This is a genomic window from Shewanella inventionis, from assembly GCF_019931735.1.
In the GTDB taxonomy this organism is placed as follows: domain Bacteria; phylum Pseudomonadota; class Gammaproteobacteria; order Enterobacterales; family Shewanellaceae; genus Shewanella; species Shewanella inventionis.
Window position 1 is genome coordinate 356,978 of the sequence record NZ_CP082926.1, and the last position, 21,695, is coordinate 378,672.

Genomic DNA, 21,695 nt, shown 5'->3' on the forward strand with positions numbered 1-21,695 from the left:
TGATAAACGAAGACTATCTTTTAAGCTTAACAATCAATCACCTAGATTATTTTTAAGCCGTTTTCCCAAAAAGATTGTCTTCGTTGTAATTCCACGCTTACATCGTTGTAAGCGTGGAATTACAACGAAGACAAAGTTAGCCTACAACCCGCATTGTACTGTTAGCATTTTTCCTCGTTTAATGGAATTAAAACGAAGACAATCATAAGTAACTGTTAATAATGACAATTAACACATGTTTGTTGTTTTAGTGATTTACAAAGTGAAACGTTAACAAACTCGAGATGATTGAAATATTTACCTGCATATTCTTAAATTATGATGCTTACAGCTTACATTCCAGCCTATAAATCTAAAAGTAGTTTTGCCTGAAGTAACTCACCACTTTTCTCGGTAATGCTATACCCCAAAGCAGTATAACCTTTAGCTCTCTTTTGATACATTCTGTGCAGCATAGGTAAAGCAGAGTCAAGATAGTCAAACACTTCTACCTTATCTTTACCTGCAAACTGCCTTTGTATTCGACCGACATATTGAACAAGTGAACCTTTCCAAGAAATAGGTAATACAAGAAATAAAGTATCTAATTTTGGCAAATCAAACCCTTCACCAATATATTTTCCTGTTGCCACGATTACCTGAGAGTCATCTATCCTTGCCATTGCCAAACTGTTTTCTTTAGCACTCATTGCACCTCGCAGAAGCGTAACGCTAATCCCTTTATGTAACAATAATTCGCCTAAACGCTCTGCATGCTCTCTGCGCTCCGTTAAGATTATAGGATGCCTTTGTTGTGCAACAACAGTAAGAACATCAGAGATAATCAAGTCATTTCTTTTCTTATCATTCATTAACCAACGATAAACATCTGCTATATGTGGACGACTATCTTCACCTAATAGTTCTGATGGCAATTCTGATTGTAACTTTGTAAGTTTAACCTGTTGAATAAACTTATTACCTTCATTAGCCACTACATGCCTTATTGGCCCTGCTTGCATAAATATTATCGGTTGATGACCATCCTGACGATGTGGAGTAGCAGTGATCCCTAAGATGTATTTTGCATGAACTTCATTCAACAACCTTTCGTAGTTGGGTGCAGAAATATGATGGCACTCATCAATGATAATTTGCCCATAATCATACAGAAGTGAGTCAACACTGTTATCTTTTCGATTTATTAAGCTTTGATAAGTAGCAATATCTACTTGTCCTGTCGGCTTTCGTTTACCACCACCGATTAAGCCTACATCACAGCCATCAAGAAATGCAGTTAAACGTTCTTTCCATTGGTCTAACAAATGGCGACTATGAACCAAAATCAGAGTATTAACTTTACGATGATAGATCAGGCCAATCGCAACAACTGTTTTTCCAAATGCCGTAGGAGCATGTAACACGCCGGTATTATGCTGTGCCAATTCAGCGACTGCTTTCTTTTGGTCTTTCCTCAATTCTCCTTTAAACATTAGCCCATTTAAACGAGCCCCCGGTTTACGCTTATCATCTAACTCAATTGCAATTCTATTGTCTTCAAGCAAGCGGGATACCTCATCAAAGCAACCACGCGGTAATGATAAGTAACCTTTATCAACTTCAGCTAGACAAATAAAGCGCGGGATCCCTATGGTTGAAAATCTTAACGCCTGAGTCTTAAAAAAGACTGGGTTAGAAAAACTAGCAACCCGCTTAAGCCTTGCTAATAAAGACTGTGGCGATGCTGCAATATTCAGGTAAATTCGATTTGCAAAAACTAATATTAATTTGGTTGGACAATCCTTTATGACCTCACATTCTCTAACAAAGTTCAGTGCCCAAGGCTCTCTGTCGGAATCGTGCTTTACACCTTGATTGTTACTAATAATCAAGCCCAATTGTTGGCTAGTTAACTTCTTAGTCGATGCCAAATAGGCCCATTGATCAAAATAAGGCTGAAACCCTTCGTCAATAAATACGCTATTACCTTGCTGTCGAGGCGCATGCTGCAAAGGAAGTGCTATTAAATTACCAAATCCACCAATAGGTAAAATATCCTGATTAGGAAACAGTCGGTCATAAGACTCAAATGACAAACCAGCATGAAACTCCATTGCTTTATCGAGCAAGATAAAACCTAACAGCCTGGCTTCTTTAGCTAATACTGGAGACTCAAAAAACACCCAGATATGGGCTCCATTACCGGAGCGCGAACGTTCTACGCTGAAAGGAATTTTTAGCTCTCGACAAGCACGTCTAAAGGCCGACACTGCCTCTTGCCAATCTGACTTATCAAAGTCTGCCGCTAACAACCAACAACGGTTATCTTCCAAAAGTGGGTATAGACCTAAAATGTGACTGCCTGCGAGATGATCGTATATAGCTTGTTGGTCCAAAATCTTAAACGCTTGGTTTTCACATTCCGTGCACTTAACCTTAGGTTTATTGCATTTACCTTGTTGCCACTCATTATGGCAACTAACTGAATATCCGCTACGTCCTTGCTTATTCTGCCAGCGATTAGCATAAATATCCTGCCGACCACGAAACAGCTTCATATAGATCTCTATCTTCTGAGAAGAACTTAAGCGCAATACGGCAAGGTTAGAGTCAAGTAATGCAGAACGTCTAGCCAGTAAAATCTTCCGCTCATTTTCCAACTCACTCAATTTTGCTTCTATTGCTCTTAGTTCTATATCTGACGACATAAAGCTCTCCATCAATAACCTCAGGGTAATCAGCTTAGTCCTGACATAAATATAGCTACAAACGCTATATAATCTAGGTTATAATAAAACCACATAAACACCAACTCGTCAGAATCAGGTTAAATTTGTCAGTTTCAACGTTAGTTGCCAATAGATTATCTCGAATGAAACGAGGTGTCCCATTTTCCATAGAGAGTTTTTATTCTCTAGGCACAACGACATCTGTTCAAAAGGCGATGAGCCGATTAACCAAAGAGGGGAAAGTTGCTCGTGTAGCAAAAGGGATATACTCCCGTCCAAAACCCTTACCCAGTATCCCCTCGATAAAAATAACAGCAAAAGCTGAAGACGTCGCTCAAACATGGGCGCGGAATCACAAATATAAAATAACCCCTCAAGGGCTAGAAGCTGCTTATCGACTAGGTATGCAAACCCAAGCACCTGTTAAAACGGTATATTGGACGACAGGGCCATCCCGTGAGTTTCACGTCGGCAATGAAACCGTTCAAGTAAAACACACAACAGAAACCAAGTTGCAGTGGATAAACAAACCAGAGGGAACCTTATTTAGAGGGTTACTTTCACTTTCGCCTGAACATACTCCTGTATCAACCCTGCTTATGGCTATCAAACGCTTAAATTTACAAGAAAAAGAAGCTGTTAAGATGATCCGAAAATTGAGTAATAGTTCGGCATTAGTAATGTGGAAATCTAAACTAAATCAGTTAGAAAACAGTCTTCAATCATGAGCATTTTTGACCTTTACGCTAATAAATCTAAACATGAAGAACTCGCGGCCATGTTTTCATATGCCGCCCAACAGCATAAGCACGGTTTAGTTGCTAACTTTTTGGAGAAAGACGTCTGGGTTACTGAAATTCTCCGCCTACTATATGACGAAAAGTTACTCGGCGACTGCTCGGTAGCATTTAAAGGTGGAACAGCATTAAGTAAATGCTGGGGTGCTATTGAGCGCTTTTCCGAAGACATTGATTTATCTATCCATTGGGCCGATCTGTCAGGATTGTCAGAAGCTGATGAGCTTACTGCATGGGAAAAGAGCATTCAAAGTAATAGTCAAAATAAGAGGTTTAGGGATGCACAGCAGAAGCGTCTTGTGCAGTGGAGCAACGATTTAGTTGAAAAGCTTAATCATAAGCTTATGCAGTACAACATAGAAGGTCTGTCTGCACAACTTGAGCCTGATTCACATGGTGAGAAAATTGATATTTATTTCCCCCGCGTAACCCATAGCACACATGACTATCAACTTGATCATATATTATTGGAATTTGGCGGCAGAAACAGAGGCAAGCCAACTGAAATCATCGATATTGATTGCTATATGGATAGTATTCCTGATTTCACATCTTTAGCATTACCGAAAGCTAGCGTAATGGCATATCAGAGCGATTTTATTCTCTGGGAGAAATTAACAGCATTACACCAATTTACAACCCAAGAAAAAGACCCAAATCCAGATAGGCTTGCTCGACATTGGTACGATGTCGATTGTCTTCTAAAGATGAAGTTTGCCGACCCTTTCAATACGTCAGAGGCTATGTTAGCTGTCATCGAAATGAAAAAGCACCGCTGGGCCAGCCCTGGGGTTAATTACGAAGAGATCCTTAAAGGCGAGTTAAGACTGATACCAGAAAAGTCTAGGCTAGAAGGTATTGTAAAAGACCATGCAAAGGCTGTTACTGGAGGCATGTTTTTTACCACACCAGATCCATTCAACACAATACTTACAAGGCTTGAAGCAACACAAAAAGAATTCAATGAACATATCAAATCGCTGGGATAGAAGGCCGCATAGAATTTAGAGCACTCACACAACGAACTCAAAAATTGTTCTTCATACTGACAAACAATTTCAACTAACTCATCTCGCTCATTTCCCAACTCTGTATCTGGTTCTGCATTCCACAATTACTCAATCCGTTTCAAAGCTAGCTTATGCTCAGTAGAACTCGATATCTTTTTTGCTGTTAAAATTTCCCTGAGAACAACACATAACAGTGAAGCAATTGCCCACCTTTTTAGTATGTAACTAAATACAACTAGATTAAAATATCTAATCAATGTGAGAAACCGAAAATGATGACTTATGAGTTAGCCTTATTTAAGCGGATTCTCCTACCTAAATGTTCTAACTAAAACCGGACAAAAACGAAGACAATCTTTTAAGCTTAACAATCAATCACCTAGATTATTTTTAAGCCGTTTTCACAAAAAGATTGTCTTCGTTTAATTCCACAAAAACAACTAAACCGCTTGGCCTGCTGCAACGCCAGATGACCAGGCCCATTGAAAATTAAACCCACCTAACCAACCACTTACATCCATTACCTCACCAATAAAGTACAATCCAGGAACGTTTTTAGCTTCCATGGTTTTAGACGATAGCTCGTTGGTATCAACGCCACCGAGGGTGACTTCTGCGGTGCGATAACCTTCGGTGCCATTCATGATAATTGACCAGTTATTTAAACTTGCAGCGAGTTGTTCACGCTCGCCGTGGCCGAGTTGGTTTAAGGCTTTATCCAATTGTGTTTCTTCAAATAAGGCTTCAACTAAACGTTTAGGTAACCAATGGCTTAGGGTGTTGCGAAGGCTTTGTTTAGGGTGGTTTTTAAGCGCAAGTTCAATTTTTTCTAGCGCATTTTCACCTGGAAGTAGATTGATTGAAATGGCTTCACCAGCTTGCCAATAGTTTGAAATTTGCAGTACTGCTGGGCCAGATAAACCGCGATGGGTAAACAATAATGCTTCGCTAAATTGCGTGCCATCTTGTGCGGTGATAGTTGCAGGCACAGCGATACCCGATAATGCTTCAAACCGCACCTTTTGATCAGCATGCCAAGTAAAAGGCACTAAACCGGCACTGGTCGGTAATACGGTTAAACCAAATTGCTCTGCGAGTTTATAACCATAAGGTGTGGCACCAAGTTTAGGCATGGATAAACCGCCTGTCGCCACCACTAAAGACTGGCAGCTTAGCTCGCCATTACTGGTGGTTAACAAAAAGCCGTTGTCGGTTTTATTTACTGACAAAATCTCTGTACGCAGCTTAATCTTAACCCCTGCCCACTCGCATTCGGTCATTAACATAGTAACGATGTCTTTGGCTGAGTCGTTGCAAAATAACTGACCATGATCGCGTTCATGATATTCAATCCCATGGCGTTCAACTAACTCAATAAAATCGCTTGAGCGATAACGTGCTAGCGCCGATTTAACAAAATGCGGATTGCCGCAAATAAACTGGTGGGGTTCGACTTTTTGATTGGTGAAGTTACAACGCCCACCACCGCTGATCAAAATTTTGCGACCTGCCTGTTTTGCGTTATCTAGCACTAATACATCACGACCTCGATAGCCCGCGGTTGCAGCACACATTAACCCTGCCGCGCCGGCGCCGATGATGATTACGTCATGATGTTTCACGCTTTACTCCACACAAATTAAGTGACTCAATTATCTTTAAGAATACATGCAAAAAAGGATGCTATTTTAGCATCCTTTTGATTATGTATTCACAGTTTACTTTACCCTTTAGGCGCACTATTTCTTGAGTGTCTCAGACTTTTTGTCACGACTGAGTAGCTCTTTTGCTGCCTCAACGGGGGCTTTACCCTGGTATAGCACTTGATAGATTTGCTCAGTGATGGGCATTTCTACCCCTAGACGTTTGGCTAAAGTGAACACTTCTTTGGTATTACGATAACCTTCAACCACTTGGCCAATTTCTTCTTGTGCGGTGATCACGTCTTTGCCTTGGCCTAATGCCAAACCAAATCGGCGATTACGCGACTGATTGTCGGTACATGTTAGTACTAAATCACCTAAACCGGCCATACCGATAAAAGTTGAGGCATCAGCGCCTAGTGCTTCACCTAAGCGGCTCAACTCAACAAGTCCACGGGTAATTAATGCCGTACGCGCATTGGCACCAAAGCCGATACCATCAGACATACCTGCACCAATGGCAATCACGTTTTTAACGGCGCCGCCTAACTGTAAACCAGTAAAGTCGTCGTTGGCATAAACTCGCAATCGTTTTGGGCTGTGGAGCAACTCGACTAGGTCGTGAGTAAACTGAGGACAAGTACCTGCAACCGAAATGGCAGTAGGTAAACCCGCGGCTAATTCTTTAGCAAAAGTAGGTCCAGACAAGACCGCTAATGGGTATTGCTCACCTAACTGTTCACGTGCAACGTCTTGTAATAAGCGGCCGGTTTCAGGCTCTAGCCCTTTGGTGGCCCACACAATACGAGCGTCGTCGCGCAATAACGGTTTGGCCTGCTTGAGCACATCACCAAAAACATGGCTGGGCACTACCACTAAAATATTTTTACTGGCGGCAAGTGCTTTGCCTAAATCTGGTTCGATTGCCAAACAATCCGGAAACGAAATTCCCGGTAAAAACCGTTCGTTACAACGATTATCTGCCAACACTTTCATGCTTTGAGGATCGTGCCCCCAAAGTAAAGTCTTATGGCCGTTGCTCGCCAAAGAAATAGCAAGGGCGGTGCCATAAGACCCCGCCCCTAATACCGTAATTTCGGCAGTGCTACTCATAAATTATGCTGTAGCTTCTTCAGTTGCAGCAGCTTGGCGCTGTTGAACATACTGAGCAAATAGCGCGTCAAAGTTTACTGGCGCTAAGTTTAATTGCGGGAACGTACCGCGGCCTACTAAGTTGCTCACTAATTCACGTGCGTATGGAAACAACACGTTAGGGCAGTATGCACCTAAAGAATGAGCAAGTTGTGGCTCAGTTAAACCAGAGATAGAGAAGATACCAGCTTGTTGAACTTCACATAAGAATGCTGTTTCTTCGCCATTTTTAGCGGTAACAGTGAGTGATAAAATCACTTCAAATGTGTCGTCAGTTAGCTTGTTGCTACGAGTATCAAGATCTAATTTTACTTCTGGGTTCCATTCTTTTTGGAAAACAGCAGGGCTGTTTGGCGTTTCAAAAGACAAATCCTTTGTATAAATACGCTGAATGTTGAACTGTGGTGCTTGTGCTTCGTTGTTTGCGACTTCAGCCATAATTTCCTACCTATATGTGTTATTTAGCTTTTCTTTGCAGCTAATTGTGTTGGGCTTTCGCAACTAATAATCTATCGATTGACCTATCGTTAGTGCTATCCCGTAAAGTTGATTTTGCTAAAACCTCAACAAAATCTTGTTGATAAACAGTGTTAGCGCATTCCCAATTCGTTAACACTGTGTATATTTAGTAACGCATTTAACGCTTACTTTTAACTACGGGTAAATTTGCACCCTGCCATTCGCCCATGCCACCTTTTAGGTTAAACACGTTTTCAAAACCTTGTTTAATAAGGAGTTGAGCTGCTTGTGACGATGTCATACCTGAGTTACATACCATTATAATGGGGCTGTTTTTGTACTTTTCAAGGCTTGTGACTTGATTATTTTTAATTTCTGACAAGGTCACGTTTACAGCATCGACTATATGACCCTTCTTAAATTCTTCTTTGCCGCGAACATCAATCACTTTGGCATCTTGCTTGTTAACCATCATGGTTAATTCTTGATTACCGACGTTTTTAACTTTTGATGTACCCGATTTAATGACACTCACAACTAGCGCCACAAACAAACCTACCCACGCTAAACTTAACATTGGATTAGCTTTAAAAAATTCCATGTACTCTTGCATAATTACTGATTTCTCTGAAAATGACTAAGATGAGATGCCACCGAGTATATCGTTTTGCTTGGTAGTTTTCATTAGTGAAACACCTAAATAACGTGTTTATTCGTGAGCCGCACCACTTTAATGGATGCTTTAGTTATATCTTGAAAGCTATATGCCTTTTGCACGCTATCGATAAGTAGTAATATTCATACAATTGAAATTTTATAACACTTCTATTTTTAACTTAAAAGGTACTTGCAAATGACCAAAAAACGTCCTTTAGCATTACTTATCCTCGATGGCTGGGGTTACCGTGAAGAACCGCAAGACAATGCGGTTTTTCATGCAAACACGCCCGTTTTAGATAAGCTAAATGCCCAATATCCTCACAGCTTAATTTCAGGTTCTGGTATCGATGTGGGTTTACCAGACGGCCAAATGGGTAACTCTGAGGTTGGCCACATCAATATCGGATCTGGCCGTATTGTGTATCAAGAACTGACTCGCATTAGCAAAGCCATCGCTGATAATGAGTTTGAAAAAAACCAAGCGCTTTGTGACGCTGTAGACAAGGCTATTGCTGCTAGTGGCGCCGTTCACATCATGGGGTTATTGTCTCCAGGTGGCGTACACAGCCACGAAGAGCACATTGAGGCTATGTGCCGTATGGCTGTTGAGCGTGGCGCAACTAAAGTGTATTTACATGCATTTTTAGATGGTCGCGACACGCCGCCACGCAGTGCAAAAAACAGCTTAATACATTTTGATGAACTGTTCGCGTCATTGGGTCATGGCCGCACAGCCTCAATTATTGGTCGTTATTTTGCCATGGACCGAGATAACCGCTGGGATCGCGTGTCGCAAGCCTATGAATTAATCACAGAAGGCAAAGGCAAGTTTAGCTACAGCAGCGCCCCTGAAGCCCTAGAAGCGGCTTATGCTCGTGATGAAAACGATGAGTTTGTATCGGCGTCGACTATCACCGATGGCCAAGGTCAAGTTGCTGAATTAAACGACAACGATGCTCTGATCTTTATGAATTTCCGTGCCGACCGTGCTCGCCAAATTACCCGCTGCTTTGTCAACCCAGACTTTGATGGTTTTGTTCGTAATAAAACCCCAAAAGTCGATTTTGTGATGCTAACTGAATACGCCGGTGACATAAACGCAGCAGTAGCTTATCCATCTGAAGACTTAGTCAACACCTTTGGTGAAACACTTCAAAACCAAGGTAAAACTCAGCTACGTATTTCAGAAACAGAAAAGTACGCTCACGTAACGTTCTTTTTTAACGGTGGCAAAGAAGAGCCGTTTGAAGGTGAAGATCGAATTTTAATTCAATCGCCTAAAGTGGCAACATACGACTTACAGCCTGAAATGAGCTCAACAGAGCTTACCGATAAGCTCGTTGCCGCAATTGAGTCATGCAAATATGATGTGATTATTTGTAACTACCCAAATGGCGACATGGTTGGTCACACGGGTAATTTTGATGCTGCGGTTAAAGCTTGCGAGGCTGTAGATGCCTGTATTGGCCGTGTAGTTGATGCGTTAGCGAAAGTCGATGGTGAATGCTTAATTACAGCTGACCACGGTAACGCTGAACAGATGACAGATCCATCAACTGGACAAGCTCATACAGCACATACAAGCGAGTTAGTACCATTTATTTATGTAGGACGTGACGCCGCAATAAAAGATGGTGGACGCTTGAGCGATATCGCGCCAACTATGTTAACCTTGATGGGCCAAAGCATCCCGAAAGAAATGAGCGGGCGCTGTATCATTGACCTTAAAGAGTAAACATTAACTCGTGATAACTCGTTTATTTGTTAAAGCCAGCATTTTTGCTGGCTTTCTAATCCTATCATTTACAGCAAACAGTGCTGATTTGGCTTCTCGCCAATCGGCTTTAAAATCTATTCAAGCACAAATTAACCAACAGCAAAACTCACTAAAAGATACTGCAAAACAACGAGAAAAGTTAATTGCGCTACTAAAAAGTGACGAGCAAGCCATCGCTAAAGCTGCCCAAAAAGTGAATCAATCTCAAACATCACTTGCTGCCGTAAATAGCAAATTGCGCGAATTAGACAAACAACAAATTGAACTCGCAGCGCTCAAAAGTAGCCAACAAGAGACACTATCAAAACAACTTTCCAGTGCGTATCTTGCCGGAAATCATGATTACACAAAAATGATGTTAAGCCAGCAAAACCCTGCAACCGTTGAGCGTATGCTCGCTTATTATCAGTTTTTAAATAACGCTCGCATTAGCGCAATTAAACAACTAAAAAAGACCAGTGTTGATTTAGATAAAGTGAAGCAACAACAGGTGGCGTCACAACAAAAGCTCAATGCCTTAGTCATCGAGCAAAAAAAGCAAGCGCAACAACTGTCTAAAGAACAAGGACAACGTAAGCAAACACTCACCCAGCTGCAGCGTACATTATCAAGTAAAGGCGCTGAGCTCGAGCAACTCCAAATAGAAGAAGCCAGTTTAAAGCGGATTGTTCAGCAGGCCATGGTAACTGCTCAGGCGAACCCAACAATGGACGGATTAGCCAATCAACGCGGCAAGTTAAGGTGGCCAACTAAAGGCCGTATGAGTAAACGGTTTGGCAGTAGCCGTTCAGGACAAATCGTCTGGAAAGGTAGCGTATTAGCGGCTCCTGAAGGACAAAATATTCATGCAGTTGCATCTGGAAAAGTGATTTATGCTGACTGGCTTCGTGGGTTTGGTATGGTGTTGGTGATCGATCATGGTAAGGGTTACATGAGCCTTTACGGTCACGCACAAACCTTATTAAAACAACCTGGTGATATGGTTAAAAGTGGCGATTCAATCGCGTTAGTGGGCAGCTCGGGTGGGCAAAGCGAACCAGGCCTGTATTTTGAAATACGCAATAAAGGCAAAGCGGTCGACCCAGCCTATTATTGTCGCTAGTGGTACTATTAGTGACTTCTGGGTTTAAATAGCACTGTATCAAGCCTGTTAGGTGTGTCTATAATCGGTTTGTTAGCATGATATTAATAACTATAACTCTTAAAAAGATAAGCTAAATTGTGCGAATTCTATTAATTTCTTTCATTTACTTATGCGGTTTATTACCCGCAAATGCAGCCAAACTAGCCATTATTATCGACGATATTGGTTATAGACTCACTGACGAAGCAGCCTTAACATTGCCCGCAAATATCACCTTGTCAGTACTGCCTCATACACCACTCGGACAAAAGCTTGCCAGTGACGGCCATAAAAAAGGCCACGAAATCATGCTGCATCTGCCCATGCAAGCATTGAACGGTAAAGCTTTAGGCCCTGGAGGGTTAACCAATGACATGAGTGAGACACAAATAAAACAACAAATGCAATCCGCGTTTACAAGCATCCCTTTTGCCAAAGGGGCCAATAACCATATGGGAAGCCTATTAACCCAAATGGATGAGCCTATGCTTTGGGTTATGCAGAGTTTAAAACAACAACAATTATTTTTTGTCGACAGTGTGACAACTAAATACACCAAAGCAAGCGACACCGCCAATCAATTAGGGGTTCCGTTATTAAGAAGGCATGTGTTTTTAGATAATGACGTTAGCCAAAGAGGGTTAGAAAAACAATTCAACCTCATGATAGCGCGAACAAAACAGCAAGGTAAATTAGTTGCTATTGCTCACCCTTATCCTGAAACCATTCGATTTTTACGTACAAATTTGGCTCGTTTAGAAGCCAATGGCATAACTTTGGTTCAAACATCACAATTGTTTGATGACATCAACATTGCCAACTCGAGTCATGCTAATCCAGCTGCAACACTGAAATAGATAAATCTGGCAACGTAGCTAAAATATCTGAGCGGTTTTCGACAATATCAGCCAAAGTGTATTTGTCGAGCACAGCTAAATACGCAGCAACAGCCTGAGCTAATACACCTTTTAACTTACAAACAGGCGTAAAGCGGCAATATGGTGATTCACAATCAATGGGGGCCAGCGAATGCTCTAAGTCACGCACAAGTTGCCCTAAATTAAGCTCATTTGCCGTTTTTGCGAGCTTAAACCCACCACTTTTACCACGAATAGTCTGCAAATAGCCTAACTTGCCTAACTGATGAATTATTTTTGCTACGTGATTTGATGACAAATCAAATACGCTAGTCACTTCTGCAATTCTAAACAAACTTTCTCGCTCAGGTTGCACCGCGAGATACATTAAAATACGAATACCAAAATCAGTATAGCGAGTCAGTTGCATGGTTTTAAATCACTCAAATAGATAATAGGCAAAGATTAACATGTTGAAGACTCTAAATCAGTGATCAACCATAAAGCTTGCTCATTTGTCGTACCACAAACATCAATACTGGCAGCAAACTCTCCACACACGTCTGGTCGCTCTGGCTGACCGAAGATTTTACATAAATTGTCGTCATTTAATTGCGCACAACGCACACCAGCTGGTTTGCCATTTGGCATACCAGGTATGGGACTTGTAATAGAAGGCGCAATGCAACATGCACCACAGCCTAAACGGCAATTCATAACATACTCCGCAGGTTAAACAGTTCATTATATTTAAACTGCATTATAGATACACTTTTTATAATGTTGATCATCAAACATATTGAACCATCCTGCAACAGCAGATTATCTCAAATGATGGCTGAAACAAATTATATCGACGTATATTAGATCACACTTTTAGTTATCAAGCATTAAATCGCTGAGCGGCATAATGGTACATTACTCTCTACTATTGAATAAGGAAATCACCTATGAAACGTCCTGTCATTCTCGATTGCGATCCTGGCCATGATGATGCCATCTCACTCATTTTGGCATTAAGCTCAGACAAGCTTGATGTACTTGCTGTAACAACCAGTGCGGGTAACCAAACACCAGATAAAACCTTAAACAATGCCTTACGCGTACTCACCTTACTAGGCCGACATGATATACCCGTGGCAGGAGGAGCACCTAAACCTTTAGCGCGCGAATTAATTATTGCAGATAACGTCCACGGTGAATCAGGCCTTGATGGACCCAAATTACCCGACCCAGCATTTGAACCCGTCAAGCAAACGGCCATTGAATTAATGGCAGAAAAAGTGCGAAACAGCCCACAACCTGTCACGCTTGTACCAACAGGCCCTTTAACCAATATTGCGTTGTTTTTAGCAACAAATCCTGAGTTACACCATAATATTGATAGCATCGTACTAATGGGCGGAGCCGCTGGAGTCGGCAATTGGACCCCAGCAGCTGAGTTTAATATTTTTGTCGATCCAGAAGCGGCTGATATGGTGTTTAAAACAGGTATTCCTATCGTAATGTGTGGGCTTGATGTTACGCATGAAGCCCAAATCATGGATGAAGATATCGAACGTATAAGAGCCATTAGCAACCCTGTCGCTCAATGTGTTGCTGAGCTACTCGATTTCTTTATGATTTATCATCGTGATCCTAAATGGGGATTCACCGGAGCACCACTGCATGACCCATGCACAATAGCCTGGCTGTTAAATCCATCATTATTTACAACCGTTGATTGTTGGGTTGGCGTTGAAACCAAAGGTGAACACACTCAAGGTATGACGGTTGTAGACCGTTATCAATTAACAGGAAAACCTCATAATGCAAAAGTGTTGTTTAATATTAACCGCACAGGATTTGTCGATTTTATTGTTGAACGCCTAAACGATTACTAAGCCAATAATGTCATGTAGATACAAACACCTGCATAACAAAGGATAATCATGAGCATTTTATTAGTTGTCGGTAGCGCTAATGCCGATCATGTACTCACGTTTGATAAGTTGCCAAAGGCTGGTCAAACTCTCATTTGTCAACAATATCGGCTTGAACTAGGCGGTAAAGGAGCTAATCAAGCCGTCGCAGCGGCTCGACTTAGCAATGAAGGACAAAACATTAGCTTTATATCTTCACTCGGTGACGACGCAAACGCGTCAATGATGCGTAATGCCTGGGCTGTAGATGGTATCGATATTGAAGGATGCTACCAAATAGCGAATCAAAGCACAGGTACAGCGATGATTTTTGTTAATCAACAAGGTGAAAATAGCATTGGTGTTGTTCCCGGAGCCAATGCCAAGCTTTCTTCTGAACACTTTCAACAACAGCGGGCTAAATTTGAACAAGCAAATTATATGTTAATTCAGCTAGAAACTTCATTAGAAAGTGTTCAAGCGGCATTACAACTCGCAAGACAACATCAATGCATCAACATACTCAACCCTGCACCCGCAGCTGTATTGAGTAAAGAAATACTCAGCTTAGTCGACATTATTACGCCTAATGAAACAGAAGCATTTGCATTAACAGGAGTAGAGGTCATCGATCAATTAAGCGCTTCTAAAGCAGCAGACTATTTCCATCAACAAGGTATCGATAAAGTTGTTATTACTCTAGGAAGTAAAGGCGCCTATCTCAGTGATCAAGGTAAAGGGCAAATAATACCCGCACCGATAGTCAACGCTATAGATACTGTCGCTGCAGGAGATACATTTAATGGCGCATTAATGGTGGCATTAGATGAGGGTAAAAATCTACAAGAAGCAGTCATTTTTGCTAATAAAGCATCATCTATAGCGGTTACCCGCCATGGTGCGCAAAGCAGTATTCCATACCGAGATCAGCTGAATAATTGATATCAAGTTCGATACAACAAAGAGTCTCGCCAGAATGACGAGGCATTTTTTCATTGATTATCCTGAAAGTAGTCACCGGTAGTGAAGTATGACAAGCCGCCTGCGGTACGTATATAGTGCAGCAAACTGCATTTCCACGAAATGGATATTAAAATTTCTAATACGAAAAAGGCCTTTGCATTGCTGCAAAGGCCTTCATCTTAAGTTGGCGGAGCGGACGTTGCTTGCAATAAGAGTGAACCCGCGCCCCCCGGCGTGACAGGCCGCTATCTCTGTTAAAAAGCATTAACCAACTGAACTACCGCTCTATCTTTAGTCTTTTCGCCTGTGTTAAATACGAAAAAAGCCTTTGCATTGCTGCAAAGGCCTTCATCTTAAGTTGGCGGAGCGGACGTTGCTTGCAATAAGAGGGAACCCGCGCCCCCCGGCGTGATACCAATTATGATTGAAATGTGATCTAATAACAGCACAACATTCAACCCCGTTTATGCATGAAAACGTTAACCTACCAAGAAATACTCAATTACGCTAAACAAGAGAAAAAAGCTAATAAGAGGATCCGCTTATTAGCCGTTGCGATGTTTATGCAAATTAATAATCGCTCAGAAGTCGCCAGGCGCTTAAATGTCAGCCGTCGAAGTGTGAATGATTGGGTATCAAGCTTCTTGAACCAAGGTTTAGTGAGGAATGCTGTCGTGCATGGAATACATTCATTGAGTGCAAGGACAGGGTAAAAAGATTGTGTCACAGAGATTGGGCTAAACTGGGAAGTCTTTAATCGTAATTGGTATAACGGTCATTTACAGTGGCTTCTGATATTTGCTTCAAGTGCTGCCTCATTGCATCTTGATTAACAAAAGGCGTAACTAGGGCTTCTGTTGCACCGGTTGCGGGGCAAATTGCGCCAAAAAGATAAGCGTACTCAAATTGTTGTTGCCTCACCGATCTTGGTCGAGAGCCTTTTGGAGCCCAAAGTCTGGTTGTTGTATTTTGTTGGCCAAATCGCGCTTCGTCTTGAAACCAAATATCAACGCGATCAAAAGGAACATGGACTGGGAGTATATCGATCGCTTTATTTTGCAGTTTTTTTAAAGGTTTCTTGAGCCTCATCAGATTGCTTGGGATGCTTAGAACGACTGGTTATCCAACTAAACCCCAGCTTATGCAATAACCAATAAATATGTGAATGGCTATACGAGACATCGTATTTTGAGGTGATAAATTCCTGAATATCCCGTGCGGTTAAGCGGCCACCTTTGGTGGAATGTGCCGCATCCTTAACAAACAGGTACACTTGCTCTTTCTGCTTAGTGGTCAATCGACTCTTTTTACCTATGCGAGGCTTGTCATCTAGACCAGCTAAACCTTGGTTCAAGAAGCTTGATACCCAATCATTCACACTTCGACGGCTGACATTTAAGCGCCTGGCGACTTCTGAGCGATTATTAATTTGCATAAACATCGCAACGGCTAATAAGCGGATCCTCTTATTAGCTTTTTTCTCTTGTTTAGCGTAATTGAGTATTTCTTGGTAGGTTAACGTTTTCATGCATAAACGGGGTTGAATGTTGTGCTGTTATTAGATCACATTTCAATCATAATTGGTATTATGCGCTAGTGATCCTTGATGGTGCGGGTTGGCATACGAAAGACGTTGCCGCTGAGTTTGATAATCTCTGGATACTGAAGTTGCCACCCTATTCTCCAGAGTTATACCAATTACATTAAATATATGATCTAATTAATCGTCATTCTCTTATTTCAATATTTATGAATAATATCAATCTTACCGCATTAGCTAAATCCGAAAAAAGCGCTCGCAAACGTATGCGTTATCTCGCCTTACTCCACTTTACCGAAGGTCATTCCCGCACTGCGATTGCTAATATGTTGAAGGTCAGTAGAACAAGTGTAAATGCCTGGGTTACAAACTATTTAACTCATGGTATCAATGGCCTGGATGATAAGCCTAATCCTGGTAGACCCGCACAATTGTCAGCGAAACAACAGGCAAGTCTTAAAGAGTTTATACAAGCTCAAAGCTTATCTGAGAGTGGCGGTAGATTGATGGCTAGAGATGTCTGTCTTTATATTCAATCTGAATTTAACGTGACCTTTAAGCAGGCCAACATATACAGAATACTCCATCAACTAGGCTTTTCATGGATAACAACTCGCTCTCGTCATCCAAAACAGTCTCAAGATGTTCAGGACGCTTTTAAAAAACTTCCAACTGTCAACGATCCTTAACACCCCTGGTCATGTATCGTTAGATCGCATTGATGTATGGTTTCAAGATGAAGCCAGATTCGGCCAGCAAAATACCACCACTCATATTTGGGCATTAAAAGGAAGCCGCCCACGGTCAGTAAGGCAACAACAGTTTGAATCAGCCTATTTTTATGGTGCAGTGTGTCCTGCTACAGGCGCGACAGAGGCAATTATTGCTCCGTATGCCAATAGTGAATATATGTTAGAGCATTTGAAATTAATTTCAGAAGCGACTGAATTTGGGCGCTATGCTCTGATCATTATGGACGGTGCAGGTTGGCATCAACAAAAACTGACGGAGGGCTTTGATAACTTAAGTATCCTTAAACTTCCTCCCTATTCCCCAGAACTCAATCCTGTAGAACAAGTGTGGCAATGGCTTCGTCAAAATGAACTTGCCAATCGTTGTTTTAGTGGATATGACGATATTGTTGAACAATGCTCAATCGCATGGAATAACTTTATTGCAGAGCCTGAAAGGGTCATTAAATTATGCACTAGAAGCTGGACAAAACTGACCAGTTAATTAATGTAAATGGTATTAAATCCCATTGAACAGGTTTGGCAATGGCTACGCCAGCATTGTCTCGCTAATCGTAGTTTTAAAGATTTTAATGATATTGTTGAGGAATGCTGTCGTGCATGGAATACATTCATTGAGTGCAAGGACAGGGTAAAAAGATTGTGTCACAGAGATTGGGCTAAACTGGGAAGTCTTTAATCGTAATTGGTATTACCATGGAATTTTAAAAGGTAGGTGTAGATGCCCAGACGCTTACGAACTACCGCTCTATCTTTAGTCTTTTCGCCTGTGTTAAATACGAAAAAGGCCTTTGCATTGCTGCAAAGGCCTTCATCTTAAGTTGGCGGAGCGGACGGGACTCGAACCCGCGACCCCCGGCGTGACAGGCCGGTATTCTAACCAACTGAACTACCGCTCCTTTAGCAAGTTGCTTACGCAGAATGCTAAATGCTTTTTAAGTCGCTAGTGTGTCACCACCAGGAGACTTGCTCTTTCGAGCATCTCTGTTGAGATAATTAGGCGTCTGGAAATGACCTACTCTCACATGGGGAGACCCCACACTACCATCGGCGATACTGTGTTTCACTTCTGAGTTCGGAATGGGATCAGGTGGGACCACAGCTCTATGGTTTCCAGACAAAAAATTGTATGGAACAAATTTTTAACGCACTTTAGTGCGGCCCGTTAGGGTCAAATACACGGATGTATTTGATAAAATGTCCCTATTTAACACTCAGTTGAGCATTAAATAATAATTCGAAAAGCTGATTTTTTTGAGTATTCTCACACCATTTAAGTGCTTCATTCTAATACTAAGTATTAGTAAAACCCATCTGGGTTGTATGGTTAAGCCTCACGGGTCATTAGTACAAGTTAGCTCAACGCCTCACAACGCTTACACACCTTGCCTATCAACGTAGTAGTCTCCTACGGCCCTTTAGAGGTCTTAAAGACCTAGGGATGACTCATCTTAGGGCTCGCTTCCCGCTTAGATGCTTTCAGCGGTTATCGATTCCGAACGTAGCTACCGGGCAATGCCATTGGCATGACAACCCGAACACCAGCGGTTCGTCCACTCCGGTCCTCTCGTACTAGGAGCAGCTCCCTTCAATCATCCAACGCCCACGGCAGATAGGGACCGAACTGTCTCACGACGTTCTGAACCCAGCTCGCGTACCACTTTAAATGGCGAACAGCCATACCCTTGGGACCGACTTCAGCCCCAGGATGTGATGAGCCGACATCGAGGTGCCAAACACCGCCGTCGATATGAACTCTTGGGCGGTATCAGCCTGTTATCCCCGGAGTACCTTTTATCCGTTGAGCGATGGCCCTTCCATTCAGAACCACCGGATCACTATGACCTACTTTCGTACCTGCTCGACGTGTATGTCTCGCAGTTAAGCTGGCTTATGCCATTGCACTAACCGTACGATGTCCGACCGTACTTAGCCAACCTTCGTGCTCCTCCGTTACTCTTTGGGAGGAGACCGCCCCAGTCAAACTACCCACCAGGCACTGTCCTTACCCCCGATTAGGGGGCCAAGTTAGAACATCAAAACTACAAGGGTGGTATTTCAAGGACGACTCCACTCAGACTAGCGTCCAAGCTTCAAAGTCTCCCACCTATCCTACACATGTAGGTTCAATGTTCAGTGCCAAGCTATAGTAAAGGTTCACGGGGTCTTTCCGTCTAGCCGCGGGTATACGGCATCTTCACCGCAATTTCAACTTCACTGAGTCTCGGCTGGAGACAGCGTGGCCATCATTACGCCATTCGTGCAGGTCGGAACTTACCCGACAAGGAATTTCGCTACCTTAGGACCGTTATAGTTACGGCCGCCGTTTACCGGGGCTTCGATCATGAGCTTCTCTTGCGATAACCCAATCAATTAACCTTCCGGCACCGGGCAGGCGTCACACCGTATACGTCATCTTGCGATTTTGCACAGTGCTGTGTTTTTGATAAACAGTTGCAGCCACCTGGTATCTGCGACTCCCAGCAGCTTAGAGAGCAAGTCTCATCACCGCCAGGAGCGTACCTTCTCCCGAAGTTACGGTACCATTTTGCCTAGTTCCTTCAGCCGAGTTCTCTCAAGCGCCTTGGTATTCTCTACCCGACCACCTGTGTCGGTTTGGGGTACGATTCCTACTAACCTGAAGCTTAGAAGATTTTCCTGGAAGCATGGCATCAACTACTTCATCACCTTAGTGACTCGTCATCAGCTCTCAGCATTCTCATTAAAGAGGTGTTCCCGGATTTGCCTAAGAACACTGCTTACCACCTTAAACGCGGACTACCAACGCCGCGCTAGCCTAGCCTTCTCCGTCTCTCCATCGCAGTTAGCAGAAGTACAGAAATATTAATCTGTTTCCCATCGATTACGCCTTTCGGCCTCACCTTAGGGGTCGACTCACCCTGCCCCGATTAACGTTGGACAGGAACCCTTGGTCTTTCGGCGAGGGAGTTTTTCACTCCCTTTATCGTTACTCATGTCAGCATTCGCACTTCTGATACGTCCAGTGTGGGTTACCCCTTCACCTTCAACCGCTTACAGAACGCTCCTCTACCGCGCACTTCTAATGAAATGCACCCGTAGCTTCGGTGGTATGTTTAGCCCCGTTAAATCTTCCGCGCAGGCCGACTCGACTAGTGAGCTATTACGCTTTCTTTAAATGATGGCTGCTTCTAAGCCAACATCCTAGCTGTCTAAGCCTTCCCACATCGTTTCCCACTTAACATACACTTTGGGACCTTAGCTGACGGTCTGGGTTGTTTCCCTTTTGACGACGGACGTTAGCACCCGCCGTCTGTCTCCCGAGTAGTACTCATTGGTATTCGGAGTTTGCAAAGGGTTGGTAAGTCGGGATGACCCCCTAGCCTTAACAGTGCTCTACCCCCAATGGTATTCGCTCGAGGCGCTACCTAAATAGCTTTCGAGGAGAACCAGATATCTCCCGGTTTGATTGGCCTTTCACCCCCAGCCACAAGTCATCCGCTCATTTTTCAACATAAGTCGGTTCGGTCCTCCAGTTGATGTTACTCAACCTTCAACCTGCCCATGGCTAGATCACCGGGTTTCGGGTCTACGCCTTGCAACTAAACGCGCAGTTAACACTCGGTTTCCCTACGGCTCCGCTATTCGCTTAACCTCGCTACAAAACGTAAGTCGCTGACCCATTATACAAAAGGTACGCAGTCACGGTCTCAAGTACCGCTCCCACTGCTTGTACGTATACGGTTTCAGGTTCTATTTCACTCCCCTCACAGGGGTTCTTTTCGCCTTTCCCTCACGGTACTGGTTCACTATCGGTCAGTCAGGAGTATTTAGCCTTGGAGGATGGTCCCCCCATATTCAAACAGGATGTCACGTGTCCCGCCTTACTCGTTTTCATCTATGGTTAGTTTTCATGTACGGGGCTATCACCCTGTGCCGCTGTGCTTTCCAACACATTCCACTAACACCCCATAGACTTAAGGGCTAATCCCCGTTCGCTCGCCGCTACTAGGGGAATCTCGGTTGATTTCTTTTCCTCTGGGTACTTAGATGTTTCAGTTCCCCAGGTTTGCCTCTTAACGCTATGTATTCACGTTAAGATACTCACTTATGTGAGTGGGTTCCCCCATTCGGACATCGTTAGCTCAAATGCTTGTTACTAGCTCGCCAACGCTTTTCGCAAGTTACTACGTCCTTCATCGCCTCTGACTGCCAAGGCATCCACCGTATACGCTTAGTCACTTAACCATACAACCCAAATGAGTTTCACTTGAGCCATATTGCAACTAGCTGGTTTTTACTTTGATAATTCATGCACTTTCGCACACGAAATCGCCTTAGTTTTAGAATATTCAAGACACTTAAACAGTGTTT

The 21,695-nt window shown here is 42.8% G+C and carries 18 protein-coding genes, 1 tRNA gene, 2 rRNA genes and 2 pseudogenes; 11 read left to right on the forward strand and 12 right to left on the reverse strand.

The window, feature by feature from the left end:
• Window positions 1-344 precede the first annotated feature (344 nt).
• Entirely contained in the window at window positions 345-2,687 is a 2,343-nt protein-coding gene (locus K8B83_RS01685) for a TOTE conflict system archaeo-eukaryotic primase domain-containing protein (RefSeq protein ID WP_223419048.1), read from the reverse strand.
• Window positions 2,688-2,812: 125 nt separating this feature from the next.
• Between K8B83_RS01685 and K8B83_RS01690 the strand changes: the two genes are divergently transcribed.
• Together K8B83_RS01690 and K8B83_RS01695 are read left to right on the forward strand one after the other, a co-directional pair.
• The gene (locus K8B83_RS01690) at window positions 2,813-3,436 is read left to right on the forward strand and encodes a DUF6088 family protein (protein WP_223419050.1); all 624 of its coding nucleotides are present in this window, start codon (window positions 2,813-2,815) and stop codon (window positions 3,434-3,436) included.
• Window positions 3,433-4,494 (forward strand): nucleotidyl transferase AbiEii/AbiGii toxin family protein, encoded by a 1,062-nt coding sequence (locus K8B83_RS01695; RefSeq protein ID WP_188738962.1) that lies wholly within the window; start codon window positions 3,433-3,435, stop codon window positions 4,492-4,494. Before K8B83_RS01690 ends, K8B83_RS01695 begins: the two co-directional genes overlap by 4 nt.
• Before the next feature lie 461 nt (window positions 4,495-4,955).
• On the opposite strand, the gene K8B83_RS01700 is transcribed toward K8B83_RS01695, so the two are convergent.
• The 4 genes from K8B83_RS01700 to K8B83_RS01715 all read right to left on the reverse strand — a co-directional run bounded on the left by K8B83_RS01700 (window position 4,956) and on the right by K8B83_RS01715 (window position 8,382).
• Window positions 4,956-6,137, reverse strand: coding sequence for a BaiN/RdsA family NAD(P)/FAD-dependent oxidoreductase (locus tag K8B83_RS01700; protein ID WP_188740869.1), 1,182 nt, complete (start codon window positions 6,135-6,137; stop codon window positions 4,956-4,958).
• Window positions 6,138-6,254: 117 nt separating this feature from the next.
• Window positions 6,255-7,271 carry an NAD(P)H-dependent glycerol-3-phosphate dehydrogenase gene (gene gpsA, locus K8B83_RS01705; protein ID WP_188740868.1) on the reverse strand — a complete coding sequence of 339 codons (1,017 nt, stop codon included), beginning with the start codon at window positions 7,269-7,271 and terminating at the stop codon, window positions 6,255-6,257.
• Window positions 7,272-7,274: 3 nt separating this feature from the next.
• On the reverse strand, window positions 7,275-7,748 hold the full coding sequence (secB, locus tag K8B83_RS01710) for a protein-export chaperone SecB (protein ID WP_188740867.1): 474 nt from the start codon (window positions 7,746-7,748) through the stop codon (window positions 7,275-7,277).
• 199 nt (window positions 7,749-7,947) lie between these two features.
• Complete coding sequence (locus tag K8B83_RS01715; protein WP_188740866.1) at window positions 7,948-8,382, reverse strand: rhodanese-like domain-containing protein; 435 nt, start codon at window positions 8,380-8,382, stop codon at window positions 7,948-7,950.
• 240 nt (window positions 8,383-8,622) lie between these two features.
• Here K8B83_RS01715 and gpmM point away from each other — a divergent pair, with 240 nt between their 5' ends.
• From gpmM to K8B83_RS01730, 3 genes are all read left to right on the forward strand, one after another.
• Window positions 8,623-10,164 (forward strand): 2,3-bisphosphoglycerate-independent phosphoglycerate mutase, encoded by a 1,542-nt coding sequence (gene gpmM / locus K8B83_RS01720; RefSeq protein ID WP_188740865.1) that lies wholly within the window; start codon window positions 8,623-8,625, stop codon window positions 10,162-10,164.
• Between the two features lie 10 nt (window positions 10,165-10,174).
• Window positions 10,175-11,308, forward strand: a complete 1,134-nt coding sequence (locus tag K8B83_RS01725; protein WP_188740864.1) for a murein hydrolase activator EnvC family protein — start codon at window positions 10,175-10,177, stop codon at window positions 11,306-11,308.
• A gap of 119 nt (window positions 11,309-11,427) precedes the next feature.
• Complete coding sequence (locus K8B83_RS01730; RefSeq protein ID WP_223419051.1) at window positions 11,428-12,186, forward strand: divergent polysaccharide deacetylase family protein; 759 nt, start codon at window positions 11,428-11,430, stop codon at window positions 12,184-12,186.
• On the opposite strand, the gene K8B83_RS01735 is transcribed toward K8B83_RS01730, so the two are convergent.
• Window positions 12,161-12,616, reverse strand: a complete 456-nt coding sequence (locus K8B83_RS01735) for an Rrf2 family transcriptional regulator (RefSeq protein ID WP_188740862.1) — start codon at window positions 12,614-12,616, stop codon at window positions 12,161-12,163. The genes K8B83_RS01730 and K8B83_RS01735 overlap by 26 nt on opposite strands.
• A gap of 35 nt (window positions 12,617-12,651) precedes the next feature.
• The gene (locus K8B83_RS01740; protein ID WP_188740861.1) at window positions 12,652-12,903 is read right to left on the reverse strand and encodes a YkgJ family cysteine cluster protein; all 252 of its coding nucleotides are present in this window, start codon (window positions 12,901-12,903) and stop codon (window positions 12,652-12,654) included.
• Between the two features lie 233 nt (window positions 12,904-13,136).
• Here K8B83_RS01740 and rihA point away from each other — a divergent pair, with 233 nt between their 5' ends.
• From rihA to K8B83_RS01755, 3 genes are all read left to right on the forward strand, one after another.
• The gene (gene rihA / locus K8B83_RS01745; RefSeq protein ID WP_223419053.1) at window positions 13,137-14,069 is read left to right on the forward strand and encodes a pyrimidine-specific ribonucleoside hydrolase RihA; all 933 of its coding nucleotides are present in this window, start codon (window positions 13,137-13,139) and stop codon (window positions 14,067-14,069) included.
• A gap of 48 nt (window positions 14,070-14,117) precedes the next feature.
• Window positions 14,118-15,029, forward strand: a complete 912-nt coding sequence (rbsK, locus tag K8B83_RS01750; RefSeq protein ID WP_223419055.1) for a ribokinase — start codon at window positions 14,118-14,120, stop codon at window positions 15,027-15,029.
• A gap of 491 nt (window positions 15,030-15,520) precedes the next feature.
• Window positions 15,521-15,763, forward strand: coding sequence for a helix-turn-helix domain-containing protein (locus tag K8B83_RS01755; protein WP_188740858.1), 243 nt, complete (start codon window positions 15,521-15,523; stop codon window positions 15,761-15,763).
• Between the two features lie 40 nt (window positions 15,764-15,803).
• On the opposite strand, the gene K8B83_RS01760 is transcribed toward K8B83_RS01755, so the two are convergent.
• Window positions 15,804-16,139 (reverse strand): transposase, encoded by a 336-nt coding sequence (locus tag K8B83_RS01760; protein WP_188740857.1) that lies wholly within the window; start codon window positions 16,137-16,139, stop codon window positions 15,804-15,806.
• Window positions 16,102-16,578 (reverse strand): IS630 family transposase, encoded by a 477-nt coding sequence (locus K8B83_RS01765; RefSeq protein ID WP_223419057.1) that lies wholly within the window; start codon window positions 16,576-16,578, stop codon window positions 16,102-16,104. The genes K8B83_RS01760 and K8B83_RS01765 overlap by 38 nt, the downstream gene beginning before the upstream one ends.
• A gap of 59 nt (window positions 16,579-16,637) precedes the next feature.
• Here K8B83_RS01765 and K8B83_RS01770 point away from each other — a divergent pair.
• From K8B83_RS01770 to K8B83_RS01780, 3 genes and pseudogenes are all read left to right on the forward strand, one after another.
• Window positions 16,638-16,742 (forward strand): annotated as a pseudogene (locus K8B83_RS01770) (IS630 family transposase); the annotation flags it as partial.
• Window positions 16,743-16,799: 57 nt separating this feature from the next.
• Window positions 16,800-17,826 (forward strand): IS630 family transposase gene (locus K8B83_RS01775; protein WP_188739841.1). Its coding sequence is split into 2 segments (ribosomal slippage): window positions 16,800-17,255 and window positions 17,257-17,826, totalling 1,026 coding nucleotides; the frame shifts between segments, so codons are not numbered across the junction.
• A gap of 15 nt (window positions 17,827-17,841) precedes the next feature.
• Window positions 17,842-18,021 (forward strand): annotated as a pseudogene (locus K8B83_RS01780) (IS630 family transposase); the annotation flags it as partial.
• 143 nt (window positions 18,022-18,164) lie between these two features.
• Here the strand turns inward: K8B83_RS01780 and K8B83_RS01785 are convergent.
• The 3 genes from K8B83_RS01785 to K8B83_RS01795 all read right to left on the reverse strand — a co-directional run bounded on the left by K8B83_RS01785 (window position 18,165) and on the right by K8B83_RS01795 (window position 21,569).
• Window positions 18,165-18,241 (reverse strand) — tRNA-Asp (locus K8B83_RS01785).
• Window positions 18,242-18,344: 103 nt separating this feature from the next.
• Window positions 18,345-18,460 (reverse strand): 5S ribosomal RNA (gene rrf, locus K8B83_RS01790).
• Window positions 18,461-18,665: 205 nt separating this feature from the next.
• Window positions 18,666-21,569: ribosomal RNA gene (locus K8B83_RS01795) — 23S ribosomal RNA — on the reverse strand.
• Window positions 21,570-21,695: the final 126 nt, after the last annotated feature.